Origin of the sequence: Kitasatospora sp. NBC_01302, from assembly GCF_035976515.1 — a bacterium.
In the GTDB taxonomy this organism is placed as follows: Bacteria; Actinomycetota; Actinomycetes; order Streptomycetales; family Streptomycetaceae; genus Kitasatospora.
In genome coordinates this window covers 6,258,805-6,281,401 of record NZ_CP108404.1, presented here as the reverse complement: position 1 = coordinate 6,281,401, position 22,597 = coordinate 6,258,805, and the positions used below count along the sequence as shown (strand labels likewise).

The window sequence follows — 22,597 nt, the reverse complement described above, 5'->3', positions numbered from 1 at the left end:
AAGTGGCAGAAGAACGGAAAAAGCCGGTCACGGGATTAAAGCAATCAGAAATTCCTCGCCCGATTACAAACCGAAACGCCACTGGCCGCACCCCGGTTGGGGGTGCGGCCAGTGGCGTGGTACAGCGGGTGCGGCTGTCGGTCAGGCCTTGGGCAGGCCGGCCAACTGCGCGGTGATGCGGGCGATGTCGGCCTCGGCCGCCTGCTGGCGGGCCCGGATCTTCACCACCACGTCCTCCGGCGCCTTGGCCAGGAAGCCCTCGTTGCCGAGCTTGGCGGCGGTCTGGGTACGCTCCTTCTCGGCGACCGCGAGGTCCTTCTCCAGGCGCTTGCGCTCGGCGGCCACGTCGATGGTGCCGGACAGGTCCAGCGAGACCGTGGCACCGGCCACCGGCAGCGAGGCGGTGGCCGCGAAGCCGTCCTCGGGCCGGGTCAGGCGCAGCAGCGAGCGGATCGCGTCCTCGTGCGCCCCCAGCACCGTGCCGCCCAACTCCAGCTCGGCCGGGACCTTCTGGCCCGGCTTCAGGCCCTGGTCGGAGCGGAACCGGCGGACCTCGGTGACCACCTGCTGGACGGTGGCGATCTCCGCCTCGGCGGCGGCGTCGCGGAAACCGCTGTCCTTGGGCCACTCGGCGATCACCAGCGACTCGGCACCGGTCAGCGAGGTCCACAGCGTGTCGGTGACGAACGGGACGATCGGGTGCAGCAGTCGCAGGGTCACATCCAGCACCTCGCCCAGCACCCGGCGCGCGGCGTCGGCCTGCGGACCGCCCTTGGCCAGGGTGGTCTTGGAGAGCTCGACGTACCAGTCGAAGACCTCGTCCCAGGCGAAGTGGAAGAGCGCGTCGGAGAGCTTGGCGAACTGGTAGTCGTCGTAGAGCGCGTCGACCTGGGCGACAGTCTCGTTCAACCGGGACAGGATCCAGCGGTCGGCCGCGGTCATCTCCTCGGAGGCCGGCAGCGGGCCCTCGACGGTGGCGCCGTTCATCAGCGCGAACCGGGTGGCGTTCCAGATCTTGTTGCAGAAGTTGCGCGAGCCCTTGACCCAGTCCTCGCCGATCGGCACGTCCGCGCCGGGGTTGGCGCCGCTGGCCAGGGTGAAGCGGACGGCATCGGCGCCGAACTCGTCCATCCAGTCCAGCGGGTCGACCGCGTTCGGGTTCGACTTGGACATCTTCTTGCCGAACTGGTCACGGACCAGACCGGTGAGCGCGATGGTGTGGAACGGCGCCTGGCCGTCCATCGCGTACAGGCCGAACATCATCATCCGGGCGACCCAGAAGAAGATGATGTCGTGGCCGGTGAGCAGCACGTCGGTCGGGTAGAACTTCTCCAGGTCCGGCGTCTGCTCGGGCCAGCCCAGGGTGGAGAAGGGCCACAGGCCGCTGGAGAACCAGGTGTCCAGCACGTCCTGGTCCTGGGTCCAGCCCTCGCCGGTGGGCGGCTGCTCGTCGGGGCCGACGCAGACGACCTCGCCGTCCGGGCCGTACCAGACCGGGATCCGGTGACCCCACCAGAGCTGGCGCGAGATGCACCAGTCGTACATGTTGTCGACCCAGTCGAAGTAGCGGCGCTCCATCTCCTTCGGGTGGATCTGGACCCGGCCGTCACGGACCGCGTCGCCGGCCGCCTGGGCCAGCGGCTCGACCTTGACCCACCACTGCAGCGACAGCCGCGGCTCGACGATGGTGTGGCAGCGCGAGCAGTGGCCCACCGCGTGCATGTAGGGGCGCTTCTCGGCGACGATGCGCCCCTGCTCGCGCAGCTCGCCGACCACGGCCGAGCGCGCCTCCAGGCGGTCCAGGCCGAGGAAGGGGCCGTGCACGGTGATCGCGCCGTGCTCGTCCATCACGGTCAGGTTGGGCAGGTTGTGCCGCTGCCCGATGGCGAAGTCGTTGGGGTCGTGCGCCGGGGTCACCTTGACCGCGCCGGTGCCGAACTCCGGGTCGACGTGCGCGTCGGCGACCACCGGGATGCGGCGGTCGGTCAGCGGCAGCGCGATGGTGCGCCCGATCAGGTGCCGGTAGCGCTCGTCGTCCGGGTGGACGGCCACCGCGGTGTCGCCCAGCATGGTCTCGGCGCGGGTGGTGGCCACCACGATCGAGTCGTCGCCGTCGCCGTAGCGGATCGAGACCAGCTCGCCGGGGCTGTCCTCGTGCTCGACCTCGATGTCGGAGAGCGCGGTCAGGCAGCGCGGGCACCAGTTGATGATGCGCTCGGCGCGGTAGATCAGGCCGTCGTCGAAGAGCTTCTTGAAGATGGTCTGGACGGCGCGCGAGAGGCCCTCGTCCATGGTGAAGCGCTCCCGCGACCAGTCCACGCCGTCGCCGAGGCGGCGCATCTGACCCAGGATCTTGCCGCCGTAGTTCTCCTTCCACTCCCACACCTTCTCGACGAAGGCCTCGCGGCCCAGGTCGTGGCGGGACTGGCCGGAGGCGGCGAGCTGCTGCTCCACCCGGTTCTGGGTGGCGATGCCGGCGTGGTCCATGCCCGGCAGCCAGAGGGCCTCGTAGCCCTGCATCCGCTTACGGCGCGTCAGGGCGTCCATCAGGGTGTGCTGGAAGGCGTGGCCCAGGTGCAGCGCGCCGGTCACGTTCGGCGGCGGGATCACGATCGTGTAGGGGGGCTTGTCGCTCTTGGCGTCGGCGGTGAAGTAACCGCGCGATACCCAGCGCTCGTACAGCTCGCCCTCTACCTCGCCGGGAGCGTAGGTGGTCGGGAGGGCTGCGGCGTTGTCCACGGACACGTCCGTGGAGTTGCCCTCGGACGTGTCGTCGGTGGGGCGCTGGTTCGTCTTGTCGGTCACGACGCACAGTTTACGGAACCGGAGGTAATGCCCTGTGCCCGCGCGCTGTGCGATAGCGTGCCGGTGCTCGGACACACGGTCGGCCGAGCCCGGCGAGGCCGGTGGAGCACGGGTGTTGCGCCGCACGGGCGGCGGGGGAGCGAGAGCGCATGTACGGCCAGGGTCAGCCGCAGTATCCGCCGCCGGGGCAGCCGCAGTATCCGCCGCCGGGCCAGCCGCAGCCCGGCTACGGCCAGCCGGCGTACGGGCAGCCGCAGCCCCAGCCCGGGTACGGTCAGCCCCAGCCCGGCTACGGCCAGCCACAGCCCGGGTACGGGCAGCCCCAGCCGGGGTACGGCGTCCCGCCGCAGCAGCCCTACCCGCCGCAGCCGCAGGCCGGTTGGGGCCAGCAGCCGCAGTACGCGGGGGGCTACCCGCCGGCGCCCAAGAAGGGCAAGGGCGGTGTGGTGGTCGGCGTGGTGGTCGGCGTCCTGGTGCTGGGCGGTGGCGGTTTCGCCGCCTACAAGTTCCTGGGCTCCGCCGCGGCCGGCAGCTACAAGCTCTCCGCCCCGCAGACGCTGGCCGGCGGCTACACCCAGAAGAGTGCCAAGAGCGCGCCGGCGGACCCCGCCAAGAGCGCGAGCCTGGGCAGTGACATCACCGCCATGTCGGCCAGCTACGCCAATGACGCCGATCCGGGCGACACCATCACGGTCGGCGGCGACTACGGCAAGCTGGGCGACCCGGACAAGGCGATCTCCAACTTCTCCAGCCAGATGACGCAGAGCGGCGCCACCTGGACCACGCCGCTGACCAGCTACTCGGGCGGCAGCAACAAGGACGACGCGACGCTCAAGTGCGGAGTCCTGGACTTCAAGATCCCCGGTGCCCCGGACGCCGGCGGCCAGTCGGTCTGCATCTGGGCCAGCCACTCCACCATCGCCAGCGTGAGCTTCACGAAGCTGAGCGGGATCAAGGTGGTGGCCCTCCCGCCGGCCGACGCCGCCAAGAAGGCCGAGGCCATCCACGACGCCATGGTGGTGGCGAAGTAGCCCCCGGGGCTGACAGCGCCGCAACGCCCAGGGGGCCCGCGACCGGTTCGGTCGCGGGCCCCCTGGCGTTACCGCCGCCGGGCGGTGGGAGGTCAGGCGCTCTTGTCGCGGCGCTCGCGCTTGATCATGTCGCGCGGGACCAGGGTAGGGATCGCGTGCTTGGAGACCACGTCGCCGGTGACCACCACGCGGGCGACGTCCTGACGCGAGGGGACCTCGTACATCACGGACATCAGCACCTCCTCCATGATGGCCCGCAGCCCACGCGCGCCGGTGCCGCGCAGGATCGCCTGGTCGGCGATCGCCTCCAGCGCGTCACGGCTGAACTCCAGCTCCACGCCGTCCAGTTCGAAGAGCTTGCGGTACTGCTTGACCAGCGCGTTCTTCGGCTCGGTGAGGATCTGCAGCAGCGCCTCGCGGTCCAGGTTGTGGACGCTGGTGATCACCGGCAGCCGGCCGATGAACTCCGGGATCATGCCGAACTTGACCAGGTCCTCCGGCATCACCTGGCGGAAGTGGTCGCTGGCGTCGCTCTCCCGCTTGGAGCGGATGTTGGCGCCGAAGCCGATGCCCTTGCCGCCGGCCCGGCCCTCGATGATCCGCTCCAGGCCGGCGAACGCACCGCCCACGATGAACAGCACGTTGGTGGTGTCGATCTGGATGAACTCCTGGTGCGGGTGCTTGCGGCCGCCCTGCGGCGGGACCGAGGCGGTGGTCCCCTCCAGGATCTTCAGCAGCGCCTGCTGGACGCCCTCGCCCGAGACGTCACGGGTGATCGACGGGTTCTCGCTCTTGCGGGCGACCTTGTCGATCTCGTCGATGTAGATGATCCCGGTCTCGGCCTTCTTGACGTCGTAGTCGGCCGCCTGGATCAGCTTGAGCAGGATGTTCTCGACGTCCTCACCGACGTAGCCGGCCTCGGTGAGGGCGGTGGCGTCGGCGATGGCGAACGGCACGTTCAGCATCCGGGCCAGGGTCTGCGCGAGCAGCGTCTTGCCGGAGCCGGTGGGGCCGAGCAGCAGGATGTTGGACTTGGCCAGCTCGATGGCGTCCTCGCGGCCGCTGCCGCGTCCCGCCTCGCCGGCCTGCACCCGCTTGTAGTGGTTGTAGACCGCCACCGAGAGGGCCTTCTTGGCGAGGTCCTGGCCGACCACGTACTGGTCCAGGAACTCGTAGATCTCGCGGGGCTTCGGAAGCTCCTCGAAGCGCACCTCGGAGGACTCGGCGAGTTCCTCCTCGATGATCTCGTTGCACAGGTCGATGCACTCGTCGCAGATGTACACGCCTGGGCCGGCGATGAGCTTCTTCACCTGCTTCTGCGACTTGCCGCAGAACGAGCACTTGAGCAGGTCGCCACCGTCTCCGATGCGTGCCACGAGGTGCTTCCCCTTCGCCAGGGGCCCCGCGGGGGTCCGGGGCCTGGTGCTGTGGACCGCGGCCGCCACAGGCGGCGGCAGGTCTCGGTACCGACGGTACTCTGCCACCTCGCAGAATCCGTCGTCTTCGACAGCTCTGCCCTACGCCCTGGGCGAATTGATACCGAACAGATGCCGGCGGGCCGAGCAGGTTCTGTGGGCCGGAGCCCGGGCGGGCGGAGCGTACTCACCGGTACGCTCCGCCCGGATCCGCGGTGGGACTCAGTCGGTGAGCGAGGCCTTGCGGGTCGAGATGATCTGGTCGATCAGCCCGTACTCCAGGGCCTCCTCGGCGGTGAGGATCTTGTCGCGCTCGATGTCCTCGCGGACCTGCTCGATCGCCTTGTTGGAGTGCTTGGAGAGCATCTCCTCCAGCTGCTCGCGCATCCGGAAGATCTCCTTGGCCTGGATCTCCAGGTCGGAGACCTGGCCGCGGCCGGTCTCGGTGTACGGCTGGTGGATCAGGATGCGGGCGTTGGGCAGCGCCATCCGCTTGCCGGGGGTGCCGGCGGCGAGCAGCACGGCCGCGGCGGAGGCCGCCTGGCCCATGCAGACGGTCTGGATGTCCGGCTTCACGTACTGCATGGTGTCGTAGATCGCGGTGAGCGCGGTGAACGAGCCGCCGGGCGAGTTGATGTACATCTGGATCTCGCGGTCCGGGTCCATCGACTCCAGGCAGAGCAGCTGGGCCATGATGTCGTTCGCCGAGACATCGTCCACCTGGGAGCCCAGGAAGATGATGCGCTCCTCGAAGAGCTTGGCGTACGGGTCGTACTCGCGGATGCCCTGCGAGGTGCGCTCGACGAAACGCGGAACGATGTAGCGGCCTTCTGCGCGGGCGCCCTGGTACTCGCCGCGGGGGGTGTAAAGGGGGTTCATTGCGGGTCCGTCCTCCGGAAGCGTGCCGACGTGTCTGGGATGCGGGGCATGGGCGCTCAGGCGCCGGTGCCACCGCCGCCGGGGACGTCCGCGGCGCTGTGCATGATGTCGTCGATCAGGCCGTACTCCTTGGCCTGCTCGGCGGTGAACCAGCGGTCGCGGTCGGAGTCCTTGGTGATCTGCTCGAAGGTCTGGCCGCTGTGGCTGGCGATCAGCTCGGACATCCGCTGCTTGGTGCGCAGCAGCTGCTCGGCCTGGATCCTGATGTCGGTGGCCGAGCCGCCGAGGCCCGCGGAGGGCTGGTGCATCAGGATGTTGGCGTTCGGCAGCGAGAACCGCTTGCCCGGAGTGCCGGCGGTGAGCAGGAACTGGCCCATCGAGGCCGCCATGCCCATCGCGATGGTGACCACGTCGTTCTTGATGTACTGCATGGTGTCGTAGATCGCCATGCCGGCCGTGATCGAGCCGCCCGGGGAGTTGATGTAGAGGTAGATGTCCTTGTCCGGCTCGGCGGCCAGGAGCAGCAGCTGGGCGGTGATCTTGTTGGCGATCTCGTCGTCCACCTGCTGGCCGAGGAAAATGATGCGCTCGTTGAGCAGCCGGTTGTAGACCTGGTCGCCCAGTCCGCCGAGCACGTCACCACCGGCGGCGCGCGGCGTCATGAGGCCAGGCATCTGCATCTGCGGGAACGTCACTTAGCCACCTGCTCAGTCGATTCGGACGGCCCATCTGGTTCGACCGTCGCTACGTCACATACGGGGTCCGGGGCTGGGCTTCCTGGGCATGGACCCACGTCAGGCCACCCCGCCCGCGCTGTTGAAAGCTTGCTTTCGTCGACCCTAACGCGCAGGCGGGGCCCGACCATCCCCCACGCTGAACTGTTCGCTGTGAGCGCAGGGTAGCGGCCCGGGAAGCCGGTGAAGACGAACGGGCCCGGACGCACAGCGGCGTCCGGGCCCGTTACCGGGGGTCTGGCAGGATCAGGCCTGCTCGGTGCCCTCGTCCTCGACAGCGGCGGCGGCCTCGGACTCGGCGGCCTCGACCGTCTCGTCCTCCTCGTCGAAGTCGATGACCTTGCCGGTGGTGTCGGTGACCTTGGCGGCCTCGACGACCAGCGCCAGCGCCTTGCCGCGGGCGACCTCACCGACGAGCAGCGAGACCTGGTTGCCCTGGACGACCTGCTGGGCGAACTGGTCCGGGGTCAGGCCGGAGCCGGCGGCGCGGCGGATCAGGTGCTCGGTGAGCTCCTCCTGGTTCACGCCCACCTCCTCCTTGGCCACGATCTCGTCCAGCACGAACTGGGTCTTGATGCCCTTCTTCGCCTGGTCCTCGGTCTCCTGGTCGAACTCCTCGCGGGTCTTGCCCTGCGCGGCGAGGTAGCCCTCGAGGTTCTGGCCGATCGGCTCCAGCTGGTGGTGCTCGAGGTTGTGCTTGCGGGTCTCGACCTCGTCCGCGAGCAGCTTGGCCGGGTACTCGATCTCGATCTTCTCGAGCAGAGCGTCCAGCACGCGCTCCTGGGCCTGGGTGGCCTGGTCGAACTCCTTCATCCGCTCAAGGCGCTTGCGCGAGTCACCGCGCAGCTCCTCCAGGGTGTCGAACTCGCTGGCCAGCTGGGCGAACTCGTCGTCCAGCGCGGGCAGCTCCTTCTCCTGGACAGTGGTGACCGTGACGGTCACCTCGGAGCTCTTGCCGGCCTGGGTGCCGCCCTTGAGCTCGGTGTCGAAGGTCTTCGACTCGCCGGCGGACAGGCCGATGACGGCCTCGTCGATGCCGTCGAGCAGACGACCGGAGCCGATCTCGTAGCTCACGCCGGTGGCGGTGCCGTCCTCGGGGACCTCACCGTCGACCTTGGCCTCGAGGTCGATCACCACGATGTCACCGGCAGCGGCGGCGCGCTCGACGTCCTTGACCGAGGAGAAGCGCTCGCGCAGCTGCTCCAGGGACTTCTCGATGTCCTCGTCGGTGACCTCGATCGGGTCGACCTCGACGGAGATCTCGGAGAACTCCGGCAGGGTGATCTCCGGACGGATGTCGACCTCGGCGGTGAAGGTCAGACCGGCGGCGGCCAGGTCCTCCACGCCCTTGATGTCGGTGATGTCGGGCTGGCCGAGGACCTCGATCTTGCCCTCGTCGACGGCCTGCGTGTAGAAGCGCGGCAGCGCGTCGTTCACGGCCTCCTCGAGAACCGCGGCACGGCCGAAGCGCTGGTCGATGACCCGGGCCGGAATCTTGCCCTTGCGGAAGCCGGGAACCGTGACCTGCTGGTTGATCTTCTTGTACGCCGCGTCGAGGCTGGGCTTGAGCTCCTCGAAGGGCACCTCGACGGTGAGTCGAACCCGGGTCGGGTTCAGAGTCTCGACGGCGCTCTTCACGGTTGGGTCTCCTATGGGGCTTGCGGTCGGCTTGTCTGCATCCGGACCGTGCCCTCACGGGCCGCGGGCCGGGCAGACGGGTGATGAGCCACCTGGTGCGGCATCTCCCGTATGGGGTGGACGGCGAGCGGCCCGTCCCCGGCTGGTTCGCGCGGGAAGGGGCGGTGGCTCTTCCGCCAGCGGCCCATCCTACCGGTACCACAAAGCCACATCGCAGATGGCCGTGATCGATGGCCCTGATCGAGACCATGAGCAGTGATGGTCGGGGTGACCGGATTCGAACCGACGGCCTTCCGCTCCCAAAGCGGACGCGCTACCAAACTGCGCCACACCCCGCACTTCGCGAGAGGAAGCGTACACGCCGAGCCTGCTCCGCTCGGCGATATTCCGGGTGGTGGGCACGGGGCGAGTGGCACTGCGGATGTCACGTGCGCGCGGGCCGCCCGACCAGGTACGCTGATCCCCGTCCACCTCGGCCAGTCGGCCGGGTGCGGACGCGTATGCGGGCGTAGCTCAATGGTAGAGCCCTAGTCTTCCAAACTAGTCACGCGAGTTCGATTCTCGTCGCCCGCTCCGACCCACAGGCCCCGGCTTTCGCGAGCCGGGGCCTTTGGCATGCCCGGGCAGGCATGCCCGGGTGCGACTCAGGAGGAGGGCGGGTGGACGCCGAGCAGCGGCTGGCGGTCATACAGCGCGGCGTGGTGCGGGAAATGGCGCGTTACGGGCGGGAGTTCACCGTGGACGGCACCCTGGTGCACGGCCCGGACGGCACCGCCGTGGCGTTGCGCGAGCACCCGGGCCAGGGCGGCGGCCACGTCGACCTGGGCTTCGTGCTGCACCTGGGCAGCGCCGAGGCGCCGGTGCTCTGGGACTGCACGGCGGGCCTGGGCACCACGGAGGAGGAGAAGCTCGACAGCGCGGTGCGGATGTGGGCCTCGACCACGGCCGCCGCGGTGGTCGAGTTCCTGGAGCGGCAGGGTCGGCACGGCGACCACCTGCAGTTGCCGGCGCTGCCGGGCTGGCAGGCGGTGCAGGGCCCGGCCACCGTCTTCGGCTTCCGGAGCGCGCAGTTGTCCGGCTGGCTGGGCGAGCGGGAGCTGCTGGCCGAGCTCGCGCCGTCGCTGGCCGGGGAGTTGACCGACGAGCGGCTCAACGGCGTGAAGCTTTTCTTCGGCGGCCGGGCCGGCGACGAGGTCGCCGAGGTCCGGGTGAACGGCACCGTGGCGCACGAGGCCTCCCGGGTGCTGGGCAGCCTGGACTGGCCGCGCGCCGAACGGTTCTGCTGGGCGCGGCTGTTCGTCCTGCTGGCAGCCGACGGGCAGGAGGACGCGGCGGGCCGCCCGGCCGAGGACCCGCTGCTGTTGCCGGAGGCATACCCGCGGGCGCACGCCCCGGCCGCCGCCGGCCTGGTGGCACGGCGGCGTGCGGCGATCGGCCGTTGGTGGCGGGCCAGGCGCGCCGGGAGTTGACCCGCCGACCCGTCCGCCCGGTCTGCCCGTTCGGCTCCGGACGGCTGCCCGGGCGTCAGGTCCCGATGTTGGAGAGCGTCTTGGCCACCTGGCTCAGGAAGTCCTGAATCGGCTTGGCGGCGGTGGACTGGTTCAGCATGAACCCGAACAGCGCGGCGAGGATCGCGTGCGGCACCTTGATCTGCTTGTTGCGGATGAAGATGATGAGAATGATGCCGAACAGGACCAGCGCGGAGACGGAGAGTGCCACCCGGACTCACTTCCTCGTGTCGTGGCGGAACGGACCCCGGCCTGTCCGACGGTCCCGAGACGCAACCCGCCGCCACCTCCGTTCCCCCGAGATCCGGCCAGTCCCGCCCCGACTCAGTGTGGTCGACCGTGCCGACTGCGTAAAGGACTTGCCGCTGACCCGTGGCCAACATTCTGCGATGTGAGACGAGTTTCCGCCGGACGAGACGATAGCCCACCGAAGTTGACAGAGCGTCGGCACCCTCTCCCGACTGGGCCGTTCGTCCACCGAACACCCGCCGGCCGGGCCGAACCGAATTGGCCGAAGATCACCGTTGATCGTTGACAGCACCGCCGCCGCTGCTCCCGCCCGCGCAGCCGTGCGGCGGTCCGGATTCGGCCGGTTCACGCCCGCCAGAGCAGCAGCACGGCCCGGTCGTCGTTGATGTCCTTGGCCACCGTCTCGATCAGCCGCACCGCCGCGCCCACGGTCCCGCTGCCCAACTGACCGCCGGCCACCAGCCGGTCGGCCTCCCCCATCAGCCGGTCCATGCCCTCGGACAGGTCCCGCCCCGGCGCCTCGACCATGCCGTCGGTGCACAGCATCAGCACGTCGCCCGGGCCGAGGCGGCCGCGCACGCCCTCGAACTTGGCGCCGTCGTAGAGGCCGAGCAACGGCCCCTCGGTGGCCTCCTTGACCTCCCAGCGCCCGGCCCCGGCCAGCCGCTGCATGCCCGGCAGGTGGCCGGCGGAGAGCAGTTCGTACTCCCCGGAGTCCAGGTCCAGGGCCAGGTGGACGGCGCTGGCGAAGCCCTCGTCCCAGTCCTGGCGCAGCAGGTAGCCGTTGGCGGCGGGCAGGAACTCGTGCGGGGGCAGCGACCCGAGCAGGCCGCCGAAGGCGCCGGAGAGCAGCAGCGCCCGTGAGCCGGCGTCCATGCCCTTGCCCGAGACGTCGGCCAGCACCACCTCCAGCATCCGCCGCCCGGCGCCGGTGCGGGCCGCGACGACGAAGTCGCCGGAGAAGGACTGGCCGCCCGCGGGGCGCAGCGCCATGTCCGCGTGCCAGCCGTCGGGCAGGTTCGGCAGCCGGCTCTGCACCTTGAGCCGCTCGCGCAGGTCGAAGAGCATCGAGCCGCCGCCGCGCCAGGGCACGCCGACCCGGCTGCGGAACTGGGCCAGCAGCAGCCCGGCCACCCCGACCGCGCCGACCACCAGGGCCGCGCCGGGCGTGACGCCGAAGACGTAGGCGTCGGGGTGCCGGCTGGCCGCCCGCTCGCCGGTGTGGATCACCGACTCGGTGGACAGGCCCAGCGCGGCGGTGGCGTAGAGCAGCACCAGCGAGACCGGCCGCAGCAGCAGCGCACCGACGAGGATCGGCAGCACCAGCGCGGTCGGCGGGACCCAGGCCGGGATCCAGACGTTGAACGCGACCAGCAGCGGGACCAGCAGGAGCAGCACCGCGAAGGCGAGCCAGTCGGCGGCGTCGCCGCGGAAGTAGTCCACCCCGGTCCGGCGCAGGGTGCGGCGGGCCCGGTAGAGGCGCTTGCGCAACCGGGCCGTCAGCGGGTCCGCGGCCGTGGTCGCGGCGGTCCCCGTCGCACTCGTCTGGGGCGATGTGCCCGGCGTGGTGCCAGCCATGGGGCTTGACCCTATCCAGCGTTGACGGCCCACGTCGACGGGCGGTCGGCCACGAGCTGCGCGGGCGCTCGATTTCGGCTGCCCAGGCGCTTGCTTTCGGCCGGGAGGTGAGCCCGCGCGGGGGCTCACCCCGGTGGCAAGCGAGGCGGCCAAGGGCGCGTTGCCGCACTGTGCGCCGGGGCGTGCGGGTCTCCGCCAGCGCGCCGTCCGAGAATCGGCTCGCCCCGTCCGGGCCCGGGTGATAGCTGTGGCATATGACACAGCCTGCCGACGCCCACGAAGCGCTCAGCCTGCGACCGCTCGCCCCGGCCGACTGGGATGCCTGGTACGACGCGCTGGAGGTGGCCTTCGGCGAGACCGAGTCGCCCGAGCGCCGGGCGCTGTGGCGGGCGCTGACCGAGGTGGACCGCTCGCTCGGGGTCTGGGACGGCAGCACGGCGGTCGGCTCGGCCGGCGCCTTCTCGTTCCGGATGGCGGTGCCGGGCGGCGCGCTGCTGCCCACGGCCGGGGTCACCATGGTCGGCGTACTGCCCACCCACCGCCGGCGCGGGGTGCTCACCGCGCTGATGCGCCACCAGCTGGACGAGGTGCACGAGCGCGGCGAGTCGCTCGCGGCGCTGACCGCCTCGCAGCCGGCGATCTACGGTCGGTACGGCTACGGCCTGGCCACCTGGCAGCTCGCGGTGCGGATCGACCGGGCCCGGGTGCGGGTGGAGCGCGCCGAGGCGAAGGACGACCGGATCCGGCTGCGGCTGACCGACCCGGCGCGCTCCTCGGCGGCCTGCGAGCGGCTGTACGCCCGGCGGGTGCCGCTGCGCCCGGGGATGCTGGCCCGCGGTCCCGGCTGGGAGCGGGTGGCGCTGTTGGACGCCCCGTCCGAGCGGGAGGGGCACACCGCGCTGCAGTGCGTGCTGGCCGAGGACCGGCGGGACGGCGAACTGCTCGGCTACGCGCGCTATTCGGTGCGCGCGGCCTGGCAGCACGCGGGGCCGGCCGGGCAGGTGCGGGTGCGCGAGGTCACCGCCGCCGTCCCGGAGGCGGCGGCCGCGCTCTGGGGCTACCTGCTGGATCTCGACCTGACCGAGACGGTGGAGGCGGCGAACCTGCCGGTGGACGACCCGCTGCTGCACCTGGCCTCCGACCCGCGCCGGCTCAGCTCCCAGCTCTCCGACTCGCTCTTCGTGCGCCTGGTGGAGGTCGGCGACGCGCTCGGCTCGCGGCAGTACTCGGCACCGGTGGACGTGGTGCTGGCGGTCGCGGACGAGTTCTGCCCGTGGAACGCCGGGCACTGGCGGCTGCGCAGTGCCGGGCGGCAGGCCGGGGCGGTCTGCGAGCCGACCGACGCACCGGCGGATCTGGCGCTCTCGGTGCGGGAGTTGGGCTCGGCCTATCTGGGCGGCCGGACGCTGGCGGCGCTGGCCGCGGCCGGCCTGGTGCGCGAGCTGCGCCCCGGCGCGCTGGCCGAGGCGTCCGCGGCCTTCGCCTGGGACGTGGCGCCCTGGCTGCCGCACGGGTTCTGACGACCCGTGCGGCAGGCGGGGCAGCGGCTCAGCCCTGCGGGTGCCCCTCGGGAATGGGCGGCAGCTCGCCGGTGACCTCGTAGCGGGTCAGCATCTCGATCCGGCGGGTGTGCCGCTCCTCGTTGCTGTACGGGGTGCTGAGGAAGACCTCGACGAAGCGGGTCGCCTCGGCCTCGGTGTGCATCCGGCCGCCGACGCTGATCACGTTGGCGTTGTTGTGCTCGCGGCCGAGCGCGGCGGTCTGCTCGCTCCAGGCCAGCACGGCGCGCACGCCCTTGACCTTGTTGGCGGCGATCTGCTCGCCGTTGCCCGAGCCGCCGATCACGACGCCGAGCGCCTCGGGGTCGGCCGCGGTGCGCTCGGCGGCGCGCAGGCAGAACGGCGGGTAGTCGTCCACCGCGTCGTAGATGTGCGGGCCGCAGTCGACCGGCTCGTGGCCGGCCTCCTTGAGCCACGCGACAAGGTGGTTCTTCAGTTCGAATCCGGCATGGTCGGAACCCAGGTACACGCGCATGGGGAGAAGTCTGGCATGCGCGTGCCCCCGGGGCGCCGAAGGGCGGGTACGACGTCAGGTCCGCACCCGCGGGTCAGGAGCGGCGCCCGCCCAGCAGCCGCCAGCCCAGCGGCAGCGCGCCCATCGCCAGCAGCACCTTCAGGCCGTCGCCCAGCAGGTAGGGGTAGAGGCCCAGGTCGGCGGCCCTGGCCAGGGACACGTGCAGCGAGGCGGCCAGGTACGGCACGCCCACCGCGTAGATCGCCAGGTTGCCCAGCACCATCACCCCGGCCACCCGCAGCGGCGTGCGGTCGCCGCCGCGCCGGGCCAGCAGACCGGTGAGGGCGGCGGCCAGCACGAACCCGAGGACGTAGCCCAGGGTCGGCAGCACCCAGCCCGAGCTGTGCTCGGCGAACCAGGGCAGCCCCGAGGCGCCGGCCAGCAGGTAGAGGGCGAGCGAGGCCGCGCCGCGCCGGGCACCGAGCGCGGTGCCGACCAGCAGCGCGGCGAAGGTCTGGCCGGTGACCGGCACCGGCGAGCCCGGCACCGGCAGCGAGAGCTGGGCGGCCAGCCCGGTCAGCGCGGCACCGCCGGCCACCAGGCCCAGCTCGCGCAGGGCGGCGCCGAGCCGGCTGTCGGCGGCGGGCAGCAGGTCGGCCAGCACGGCGCGGGACGGTATCGCGGTGGCGAGGGCCATCGGGGACTCCTTCGTCAGTGGTCGTCGTCGTAGTCGAACGGTTCCTCAGCGGAACGGCTGTACGAACGTATCCCATCACTGTGCGTCACCATTCGTTCCGGATGGTGAGCCCTTCGGGAAGCTCCTTGGCGCCGACCCCCCTCCAACCGGATAGTGAGATGGGTAGTCCGGTTACCGAACGTCTGGATCGCTCGATGCCCACTCCCACCGCCCCGCCGGCGGCCCCCACCGCCCCCGCGGCGACGGCCCCCGCCGGCAGTCCGCAGCTGAGCCACGGCCTGAAGCAGCGTCACCTCTCGATGATCGCGCTCGGCGGCGTGATCGGGGCGGGGCTCTTCGTGGGCTCCGGCGCCGGCATCGCCGCCGCCGGGCCCGCGGTGATCCTCGCCTTCACCCTCTCCGGCCTCCTGGTCATGCTGATCATGCGGATGCTCGGCGAGATGTCGGCCGCCCACCCGGCCTCCGGCTCCTTCTCGGTGCACGCCGAGCGGGAGATCGGCCCCTGGGCCGGGGTCACCGCCGGCTGGATGTACTGGGTGATGCTCTGCTGCGGGGTGGCCGCCGAGGCCACCGCGGCCGGCTCGATCATGAACTCCTGGCTGCCCTCGGTGCCCGGCTGGGCCTGGGTCGGCGTCTTCATGGCCTTCTTCTGCGCCAGCAACCTGACCGCGGTGAAGAACTTCGGCGAGTTCGAGTTCTGGTTCGCCGCGATCAAGATCGCCGCCATCGTGGCCTTCCTGGTGCTCGGCGTGCTCGGCGTCTGCGGTGTGCTGGGCGGCGGTGCGCCCGGCGCGAGCAACCTGACCGGGCACGGCGGCTTCCTGCCCAACGGCGGTAGCGGCCTGGTCGCGGGCCTGCTCGCCTCGGTCTTCGCCTACGGCGGCCTGGAGACGGTGACCATCGCGGCGGCCGAGTCCGACGACCCGCGGCGCAACGTGGCCAACGCGGTGCGCACCGCGGTGTGGCGGATCGCGATCTTCTACATCGGTTCGATGGCCCTGGTGGTCACCCTGGTGCCGTGGAACGACCCCGACGTGGTCAAGCTGGGCCCGTACGTGACGGTGCTGCAGTTCCTGCACGTGCCCGGCGCCGCCCAGGTGATGCAGGGCGTGGTGCTGATCGCGCTGCTGAGCGCGATGAACGCGAACATCTACGGCTCCTCCCGGATGGCCTTCTCGCTGGTCTCGCGCGGCCAGGGCCCGCGCGCACTGGCGAAGGTGAGCGGCGGCGTGCCGCGGCTGGCGGTGCTGGCCTCCTGCGCCTTCGGCTTCGCCGCCGTGCTGGCCGGCTACTGGTGGCCCGACACCGTCTTCAGCTGGCTGATGAACACCACCGGCGTGGCGATCCTGGTGGTCTGGGTCTTCATCGCGGTGGCCCAGCTGCGGATGCGCAAGCGGCTGGAGCGCGAGAGCCCCGAGCTGCTGACGGTGCGGATGTGGGGCTACCCCTACCTGACCTGGATCGCGCTCGCTGCGGTGGTCGGGGTGCTGGCGCTGATGACCACCACGCCCGCCGACCGCGCCCAGCTGTACGCGGCCGGGGTGCTGGTGGCGGTGCTCAGCGGTGCGGGCTACTGGCGCCAGCGCCGGGTGGCCGCGCGCGCCTGACGAGGGCTCCGGGAGCGGGTCCGGAACGCGCAGAACCGGCCGGACCCGCCCGCGCGGGCGCGTGAAAGGATGCCCCGGGGCAGGACCTGCCCCGCCACCTGCACAGCACCGTGCGAGCCGGACAAAGGAGTACCGCAGTGCCGGGCAAGAACCTCAGCCGGGACGAAGCGCACGCGCGCGCCGGCATCCTCAGCGTGGACGGCTACGAGGTTCGCCTCGACGTCAGCGGCGCACCGGACGTCGCCAACGCGACCTTCCGTTCCCTCACCACGATCCGCTTCCGCTGCGCCGAACCGGGCGCCGGCAGCTTCGCCGACCTGCTCGCGCCGAACGTGCGCGCCGTCACCCTCAACGGCCGCGCGCTCGACCCGGCCGTGGTCTTCGACGGTGCCCGGGTGGCGCTGGACGACCTGGCGGCCGAGAACCTGCTGGTGGTGGACGCCGACTGTGCCTACAGCCGCACCGGCGAAGGCCTGCACCGGTTCACCGACCCGGCCGACGGCGAGACCTACCTCTACACCCACTACGAGCCCGCCGAGGCCCGCCGGGTGTTCGCCAACTTCGAGCAGCCCGACCTCAAGGCGCCCTACCTCTTCACCGTGACCGCCCCGGCGGGGTGGGACGTCTACGCGAACGCCGCCGAGCGCGAGGTCACGGAGCACGAGAGCGCCGAGGGCAGCGTCAGGACCTGGCACTTCCTTCCGACCAAGCCGATCTCCACCTACCTGACCGCGGTGGTGGCCGGCCCGTACCACGTGGCGCGCGACCACTGGAGCCGTGAACTGGCCGACGGCAGCACCCTGGAGATCCCGCTCGCGGCCACCTGCCGCAAGTCGCTGGCGCCGTACTTCGACGCCGAGGAGATCTTCACGGTCACCAAGCAGGGCCTGGACTTCTTCCACGACGAGTTCGACTACCCGTACCCGTTCGGCAAGTACGACCAGTGCTTCGTGCCGGAGTACAACATCGGCGCGATGGAGAACCCGGGCTGCGTGACCTTCCGCGAGGACTTCGTGTTCCGCTCCAAGGTCACCGAGGCCGCCTACGAGGGCCGGGCCAACGTCATCCTGCACGAGATGGCGCACATGTGGTTCGGCGACCTGGTCACCATGAAGTGGTGGGACGACCTGTGGCTGAAGGAGTCCTTCGCGGACTTCATGGGCTCCTTCGCGGCGCACGAGGCCACCAAGTACCAGGCCGCCTGGGTGACCTTCGCCAACCAGCGCAAGGCCTGGGCCTACCGCCAGGACCAGTACCCGACGACCCACCCGATCACCGCGGACATCCGCGACGTCGAGGACGCCAAGCTCAACTTCGACGGCATCACCTACGCCAAGGGCGCCTCCGTCCTCAAGCAGCTGGTCGCCTACGCCGGACGGGAGGCGTTCTTCGAGGGCGCCCGGCGCTACTTCCAGGAGCACGCCTTCGGCAACACCGTGCTGGGCGACCTGCTCAAGGTGCTGGCCGTCACCTCGGGCCGCGGCGAGCAGGCGATGGCCGAGTGGTCCAGCGCCTGGCTGCAGACCGCGGGCGTCAACGCGCTCACCCCGCAGCTGACCGTGGACGCCGAGGGCCGGATCACCGAGCTGGCCGTGCTCCAGGACGGCACGACGCTGCGCCCGCACCGGATCGCCGTCGGCCTCTACGACCGCGAGCCGGACGGCACCCTGCTGCGCACCGCACGGGTCGAGCTGGACATCACCGAGGCCCGCACCGTGGTGGCGGAGCTGGCCGGCCGGCCGCGCCCGGCGCTGGTCCTGGTCAACGACGACGACCTGACCTACTGCAAGATCCGCTTCGACGCGGACTCGCTGGCCACGCTGCGCGGCTCGCTCGGCGACATCCAGGACACCCTCGCGCGCGCGCTGGCCTGGTCGGCCTGCTGGAACCTGACCCGGGACGCGCTGCTGCCGGCCCGCGACTACCTGGACCTGGTGCTGCGCTTCGCCGGCCGCGAGTCGGACATCGGAGTGCTGCAGACGCTGCACGCCCAGGCCAAGGGCGCCCTCGACCTCTTCGTCGACCCCGGCCACCGCGCCGAGAGCGCACGGCAGTTGGCCGACTGCGCGGTGCGCGAGCTGCGTGCCTCCGCGCCCGGCAGCGACCACCAGCTCGCCTGGGCCCGGTTCGTGGCGACCACCGCGCAGGACGAGGAGCAGCTGGCCCTGCTGGAGGGCCTGCTGGCCGGCACCGCCCGGATCGACGGGCTGGAGGTGGACCAGGACCTGCGCTGGTCGCTGTGGATCGCGCTGGCCGCCGCGGGGCGGGCCGACGCCGGGCAGCTGGCCGCCGAGCTGCGGCGGGACAACACCGCCAGCGGCAACCAGAAGGCCACCCAGGCGCTGGCCGCCCGGCCGCTGCCCGAGGCCAAGGCCGCGGCCTGGTCGGCGGTGGTCGACGACGACTCGCTGCCCAACGCGATGGTCAGCGCGCAGACCGCCGGCTTCGCCCAGGCCGGGCAGCGCGAGCTGATCGCGTCGTACGCGGCGCGGTACTTCGAGCTGCTGGAGACCATCTGGGCCGAGCGCAGCATCGAGATCGCGATGCGCTTCGTGGGGGGCTTCTTCCCGCGGCTGCAGACCGACGACGCCACGCTCGCCGCCACCGACACCTGGCTGGCGGACCACCAGGACGCGGCGCCGGCGCTGCGCCGGCTGGTGCTGGAGTCCCGCGACGAACTCGCCCGCGCGCTGCGCACGCAGGCCGCCGACCGGGTCTGACGAGGTCAACGCCGAGCGGCCCGCTCCCCTGCTGGGGGGCGGGCCGCTCGGCGTTCGGCGCGGGTCGGGCGCTACTTGAGGGTGGCCGAGGTGAGACCGGCCTGCACCTGGCGCTGGAAGGAGAGGTAGACCACCAGCACCGGCAGCATCGCGATCGTCATGCCGGCGAAGAGCGCCGGGAAGTCGCTGGCGTAGCCGGTCTGCTGGGCCAGGTTCAGCAGCCCCTGGGTCAGCATCGAGCGGTCCGGGTCGCCACCGTGCTGCTGCTGCATCAGGGTCACCGGCAGCAGGTACTGGTTCCACTGGCCGAGCACGTTGAAGATGCCGACGCTGATCAGGCCGGACTTCGCCATCGGCACCATGACCTGGAAGAAGGCCCGGGTGTGCGAGCAGCCGTCGATCATCGCCGCCTCGTGCACGGCGGTGGGCAGCGAGCTGAAGAAGGAGTACAGGAAGAAGACGGTGAACGGCAGCGAGTAGGCGACGTACACCAGGATCAGGCCCAGGTAGCTGTTCAGGCCGAGCAGCGGGCTGATGTCACCGAGGTTCTTCACCATGAAGAAGAGCGGCACCAGGGCCAGGTAGACCGGGAACATGGCGCCGGCCACGAAGAAGTAGTAGATGGTCCGGTTGCCCGGGAACTCGTAGCGGGCCAGCACGTAGGCCGCCATCGCGCCGAGCAGCATCGTCAGGGTGATCGAACCCACGAGCACGATCAGGGTGTTGAGGAAGTAGTTGGCGATGCCCTTGTCCCAGGCGTGGGCGAAGGCGTCGAACCGCCAGTGCGAGGGCCAGCTCCAGGCGCTGCCGCCGATCTGCGCGTTGGTCTTGAAGGAGCTGATCACGATCCAGACCAGCGGGGCGATGATCATCAGGGCCCACAGGGCCAGGAAGCCGTGCGAGAAGACGTTGAGCACGCCTCCGCCGTCGGCGAACCGCCCTTCCTTGGACGGTCGCCCGGCGCCCGGGGCGCCGCCGCGCTGGGCCGGGACCTTGGTGCCGGTCTCGTCAGTCTTGGTGGTCATGGCTGGCCCCGCTCAGAACTCGATCCGCTCGCGCCGGGTGACCCGCAGCGAGACGACGGACAGGATCATGGTGATGAAGAAGATCACCACACCCATGGCGCAGGCGTAGCCGGCCTTGCCGAAGGTGATGAAGTTGCGCATCAGGTAGGTCGCCATGACCTCGGAGTGGTTGTCGGGACCACCGCCGTAGTAGGCGCCGGGCGTCATGGTGGAGACCAGTGCGAAGGCGTCCATGGCGGCGATGGCCAGGTACACCCACGCGGTCTGCACGGTCTCCCAGAGCAGCGGGAGGGTGATCTTCAGGAAGGTCTGGGTGCGCTTGGCGCCGTCCAGCAGCGCCGCCTCGTAGATGTCCTTGGGGATGTTCTGCATCGCCGCCGAGAAGAGCACCAGGTAGAACCCGACGCCCGACCAGATCAGCACCCCGACGATGCACCACAGGGTCATGTCGGGGTCGGAGAGCCACTGCCAGGGGTGGTTGGCGTCCTCCAGGCCCAGCTTGACCAGCACGCCGTTGAGCAGGCCGCCGTCGTCGGTGCGGTAGACCGCCTGGAAGAGCACCGAGAGGATGGCCACCGACAGGACCTGCGGGAAGAAGAAGACCACCTTGTAGAAGGCCGCGCCGCGCACGCCCTGCACACCGCCGGTGCCGCCCCGGCCGCCGACGTTGAGCATGAAGGCGAAGAACAGCGCCAGCACGATGGTGGCGATCGGCAACACGATCAGCAGGAGCATGTTGTGCTCCAGCGCGGTGAGGAAGACGCTGTCGCCGAACAGCTTGGTGTAGTTCTGCAGGCCGATGAAGTGCATCGTCTGCGAGGCCCCGGACCAGTCGGTCAGGGAGTAGCCGAAGGTCTGCAGGTACGGCCAGATGACCAGCACCACGTAGAGCACAACCGGGATGATGAGGAACCCCACGATGAAGGGGTACTTGCGGTGACGCATGCGCCTGCTCCTGTCCGCCACAGCCTGTGTCAGACAGGCTTTGGTACCGCGGGTATCGCCTGAGAGCGTCCACGGACACCGGGGTCCGCGCGGCGAACCCCGGTGTCCGTGGACGTCTCTCGCCGGCCCGACGACCGCTCGGGCCGGCGGGACCGTCAGACCTTCTTGGAGGTCGCCGCCTTGGCCGCGGCGATCCACTGCTGCGGGGTCATCCGGCTGTTGACCAGCTCGTTGGTGGCGTTCTGCAGCGCCAGGTCGAAGGCGGTCTGCAGGTCCGGGTAGGTGAAGTTGAAGGTGTTGGCGCCGGCCGCGGTGACCGCCGTCGCCGAGGACTTCGTACCCGGCTTGAGCACCACGTCGGGGCCGATGCCGTCCTTCAGCACGGTGAGCGAGTTGGCCGCCGCGGCGAACTTGCCCGAGGCCTCCTTGGTCAGCATGATCCGCAGGAACTCCAGGCCGCCGGCCTGGTTCTTGGCCTTGCTCGGCACGATGAACGGCTCGCCCGCGCCGGCGCGCACCGCGACCTGCGGGAGCTTGTCGCCGTTCTGCGAGGGCACCGGCAGGAAGGCCATGTCGAAGTCGGCCGGGGTGATCTTGATCATCTCGTTCTCGAGCCAGGACCCGCACGGGATGAAGGCGGCCTTGCCCTGGCACCACGCGGTCTGCGACTCGGTGTGGGTCATGCCGTTGGTGCCGGGGAGCAGGTAGTCCTTCTGCATGATCTCGAAGAACGCGCTGACGCCCGCGAGCGCCGCCGGGTCGTCCCACGCGGTCGGGTCGAGCGCGTCGATCCGCTTCACCAGGTCCAGGCCGCCCTGCTTGGCGATCAGGTCCAGGATCAGGTAGTTGGCGTAGTACGGGTACTTGCCCTGGTGGCAGAAGGGCGAGATGCCGGCGGCCTTGATGGTGCCGCAGAGGGTGATGAAGTCGTCCCAGGTCTTGGGCGGGGTCCAGCCCTTCTCCTGGAAGAGCTTGTTGGAGTACCACAGGCCGTAGACGGTGTAGACGTAGTTCAGCGAGTACATCTTGCCGTCGATGGTGCCCTGCTCGATGGTGCCCGGCAGCAGCACGTCGCGGACCTTCTTCGACGTGTCGTCCCGGTAGGGCGCGTCGAGCAGCACGGTGAGGTCGGTGAGCTGGCTCGCCTTCTCCAGCACGTCGATCTTCATCTGCTGGGCGCCCGAGTCGTCGATGACGTCCGGCGGGTTGCCCGCGTTGAAGCGCGGCTGGAGCTTGCCGCTGATCTCCTGGGTGGCCAGGTGGGTGATGTTGGCCCCGGTGTAGGTGGCCTTGTAGATGCCCTCGATCGCCTTGGCGTAGTCGTCGCCGTAGCCGCCGTTGAAGATCACGACGTCCAGCGGGTCGCTCGACTTGACCCCGAAGGGGTTGGTGGCGGAGCCGGTGGCCGTGGCGCCGCCACCGCTACCGCTGCTACTGCCGCCACCGGCGGCGCAGGCAGCCAGCAGGGGGCCGCCTGCGACCGCCATGACGGTGACGGCGGCCGCGCGCTTGAAGATGTCGCGGCGGTTGTACTCAGTTGCAGAGCCCATGTGTGCCCTAACCCCTCAGTGTCCAGATGGAGCGACGGTGCGTTGAACTCCGCGTCGGGCCACAGTGGTTGGCCGCGCGGACAAAGATTTCGGGTCGACCGACGATCGCGTTGCCAGATCTGACGGATCGTCAACCTGCTTCCCTCGAACGTGCCTTAACCGTGCCTCGCGGCGAAGGTGCCGGTCAGAAGGGGGTTTTGTCG

Annotated in this window: 17 protein-coding genes and 2 tRNA genes; 6 read left to right on the top strand and 13 right to left on the bottom strand. The window is 70.6% G+C overall.

The features are described from left to right. Positions 1-141: 141 nt before the first annotated feature. Positions 142-2,805, bottom strand: a complete 2,664-nt coding sequence (locus OG294_RS27445; RefSeq protein ID WP_442789227.1) for a valine--tRNA ligase — start codon at positions 2,803-2,805, stop codon at positions 142-144. A gap of 149 nt (positions 2,806-2,954) precedes the next feature. Between OG294_RS27445 and OG294_RS27440 the strand changes: the two genes are divergently transcribed. Further along, positions 2,955-3,836: a hypothetical protein gene (locus OG294_RS27440; RefSeq protein WP_327069207.1), complete on the top strand. Its 882-nt coding sequence runs from the start codon at positions 2,955-2,957 to the stop codon at positions 3,834-3,836. 92 nt (positions 3,837-3,928) lie between these two features. Here OG294_RS27440 and clpX read toward each other — a convergent pair whose 3' ends face one another. From clpX to OG294_RS27415, 5 genes are all read right to left on the bottom strand, one after another. Further along, a complete protein-coding gene (gene clpX, locus OG294_RS27435; RefSeq protein ID WP_327069206.1) occupies positions 3,929-5,212 on the bottom strand; it encodes an ATP-dependent Clp protease ATP-binding subunit ClpX in 1,284 nt (427 codons plus the stop codon). 261 nt (positions 5,213-5,473) lie between these two features. Continuing rightward, on the bottom strand, positions 5,474-6,130 hold the full coding sequence (locus tag OG294_RS27430; protein ID WP_327069205.1) for an ATP-dependent Clp protease proteolytic subunit: 657 nt from the start codon (positions 6,128-6,130) through the stop codon (positions 5,474-5,476). 56 nt (positions 6,131-6,186) lie between these two features. After that, positions 6,187-6,804, bottom strand: coding sequence for an ATP-dependent Clp protease proteolytic subunit (locus tag OG294_RS27425; RefSeq protein WP_442789363.1), 618 nt, complete (start codon positions 6,802-6,804; stop codon positions 6,187-6,189). Positions 6,805-7,110: 306 nt separating this feature from the next. Then, on the bottom strand, positions 7,111-8,502 hold the full coding sequence (tig, locus tag OG294_RS27420) for a trigger factor (protein ID WP_327069203.1): 1,392 nt from the start codon (positions 8,500-8,502) through the stop codon (positions 7,111-7,113). A gap of 259 nt (positions 8,503-8,761) precedes the next feature. After that, positions 8,762-8,838: transfer RNA gene (locus tag OG294_RS27415), tRNA-Pro, on the bottom strand. 166 nt (positions 8,839-9,004) lie between these two features. On the opposite strand from OG294_RS27415, the gene OG294_RS27410 reads away from it, so the two are divergent. Both OG294_RS27410 and OG294_RS27405 read left to right on the top strand, forming a co-directional pair. Continuing rightward, a tRNA-Gly gene (locus OG294_RS27410) sits at positions 9,005-9,075 on the top strand. Between the two features lie 86 nt (positions 9,076-9,161). Further along, positions 9,162-9,971, top strand: coding sequence for a DUF6348 family protein (locus OG294_RS27405; protein WP_327069202.1), 810 nt, complete (start codon positions 9,162-9,164; stop codon positions 9,969-9,971). A gap of 55 nt (positions 9,972-10,026) precedes the next feature. On the opposite strand, the gene OG294_RS27400 is transcribed toward OG294_RS27405, so the two are convergent. Continuing rightward, positions 10,027-10,221 carry a hypothetical protein gene (locus OG294_RS27400; RefSeq protein ID WP_327069201.1) on the bottom strand — a complete coding sequence of 65 codons (195 nt, stop codon included), beginning with the start codon at positions 10,219-10,221 and terminating at the stop codon, positions 10,027-10,029. A 383-nt stretch (positions 10,222-10,604) separates the two neighbouring features. Then, the gene (locus OG294_RS27395; protein ID WP_327069200.1) at positions 10,605-11,837 is read right to left on the bottom strand and encodes a PP2C family protein-serine/threonine phosphatase; all 1,233 of its coding nucleotides are present in this window, start codon (positions 11,835-11,837) and stop codon (positions 10,605-10,607) included. 254 nt (positions 11,838-12,091) lie between these two features. Between OG294_RS27395 and OG294_RS27390 the strand changes: the two genes are divergently transcribed. After that, a complete protein-coding gene (locus OG294_RS27390) occupies positions 12,092-13,357 on the top strand; it encodes a GNAT family N-acetyltransferase (RefSeq protein WP_327069199.1) in 1,266 nt (421 codons plus the stop codon). Between the two features lie 28 nt (positions 13,358-13,385). On the opposite strand, the gene OG294_RS27385 is transcribed toward OG294_RS27390, so the two are convergent. Beyond that, positions 13,386-13,871, bottom strand: a complete 486-nt coding sequence (locus OG294_RS27385; protein ID WP_327069198.1) for a ribose-5-phosphate isomerase — start codon at positions 13,869-13,871, stop codon at positions 13,386-13,388. A gap of 73 nt (positions 13,872-13,944) precedes the next feature. Next, positions 13,945-14,547: a biotin transporter BioY gene (locus tag OG294_RS27380; RefSeq protein ID WP_327069197.1), complete on the bottom strand. Its 603-nt coding sequence runs from the start codon at positions 14,545-14,547 to the stop codon at positions 13,945-13,947. Positions 14,548-14,741: 194 nt separating this feature from the next. Between OG294_RS27380 and OG294_RS27375 the strand changes: the two genes are divergently transcribed. Next, positions 14,742-16,154 (top strand): amino acid permease, encoded by a 1,413-nt coding sequence (locus tag OG294_RS27375; protein ID WP_442789226.1) that lies wholly within the window; start codon positions 14,742-14,744, stop codon positions 16,152-16,154. Between the two features lie 137 nt (positions 16,155-16,291). Beyond that, positions 16,292-18,874, top strand: a complete 2,583-nt coding sequence (gene pepN / locus OG294_RS27370; RefSeq protein ID WP_327069196.1) for an aminopeptidase N — start codon at positions 16,292-16,294, stop codon at positions 18,872-18,874. A 71-nt stretch (positions 18,875-18,945) separates the two neighbouring features. On the opposite strand, the gene OG294_RS27365 is transcribed toward pepN, so the two are convergent. The 3 genes from OG294_RS27365 to ngcE all read right to left on the bottom strand — a co-directional run bounded on the left by OG294_RS27365 (position 18,946) and on the right by ngcE (position 22,394). Next, positions 18,946-19,899, bottom strand: coding sequence for a carbohydrate ABC transporter permease (locus tag OG294_RS27365; RefSeq protein ID WP_327069195.1), 954 nt, complete (start codon positions 19,897-19,899; stop codon positions 18,946-18,948). 12 nt (positions 19,900-19,911) lie between these two features. Next, positions 19,912-20,844, bottom strand: coding sequence for a carbohydrate ABC transporter permease (locus OG294_RS27360; RefSeq protein WP_327069194.1), 933 nt, complete (start codon positions 20,842-20,844; stop codon positions 19,912-19,914). A 155-nt stretch (positions 20,845-20,999) separates the two neighbouring features. Then, complete coding sequence (gene ngcE, locus OG294_RS27355) at positions 21,000-22,394, bottom strand: N-acetylglucosamine/diacetylchitobiose ABC transporter substrate-binding protein (RefSeq protein WP_327069193.1); 1,395 nt, start codon at positions 22,392-22,394, stop codon at positions 21,000-21,002. Between the last annotated feature and the right edge of the window lie 203 nt (positions 22,395-22,597).

What these genes read in the sequence shown, in the direction of transcription:
- OG294_RS27360 (WP_327069194.1), bottom strand. Translation starts at nt 20,844, where the DNA reads ATGCGTCACCGCAAGTACCCCTTCATCGTGGGGTTCCTCATCATCCCG.
- OG294_RS27365 (WP_327069195.1), bottom strand. Translation starts at nt 19,899, where the DNA reads ATGACCACCAAGACTGACGAGACCGGCACCAAGGTCCCGGCCCAGCGC.
- OG294_RS27390 (WP_327069199.1), top strand. Translation starts at nt 12,092, where the DNA reads ATGACACAGCCTGCCGACGCCCACGAAGCGCTCAGCCTGCGACCGCTC.
- OG294_RS27430 (WP_327069205.1), bottom strand. Translation starts at nt 6,130, where the DNA reads ATGAACCCCCTTTACACCCCCCGCGGCGAGTACCAGGGCGCCCGCGCA.
- OG294_RS27380 (WP_327069197.1), bottom strand. Translation starts at nt 14,547, where the DNA reads ATGGCCCTCGCCACCGCGATACCGTCCCGCGCCGTGCTGGCCGACCTG.
- OG294_RS27440 (WP_327069207.1), top strand. Translation starts at nt 2,955, where the DNA reads ATGTACGGCCAGGGTCAGCCGCAGTATCCGCCGCCGGGGCAGCCGCAG.
- OG294_RS27425 (WP_442789363.1), bottom strand. Translation starts at nt 6,804, where the DNA reads ATGCCTGGCCTCATGACGCCGCGCGCCGCCGGTGGTGACGTGCTCGGC.
- OG294_RS27385 (WP_327069198.1), bottom strand. Translation starts at nt 13,871, where the DNA reads ATGCGCGTGTACCTGGGTTCCGACCATGCCGGATTCGAACTGAAGAAC.
- OG294_RS27395 (WP_327069200.1), bottom strand. Translation starts at nt 11,837, where the DNA reads ATGGCTGGCACCACGCCGGGCACATCGCCCCAGACGAGTGCGACGGGG.
- OG294_RS27375 (WP_442789226.1), top strand. Translation starts at nt 14,742, where the DNA reads ATGCCCACTCCCACCGCCCCGCCGGCGGCCCCCACCGCCCCCGCGGCG.
- ngcE (WP_327069193.1), bottom strand. Translation starts at nt 22,394, where the DNA reads ATGGGCTCTGCAACTGAGTACAACCGCCGCGACATCTTCAAGCGCGCG.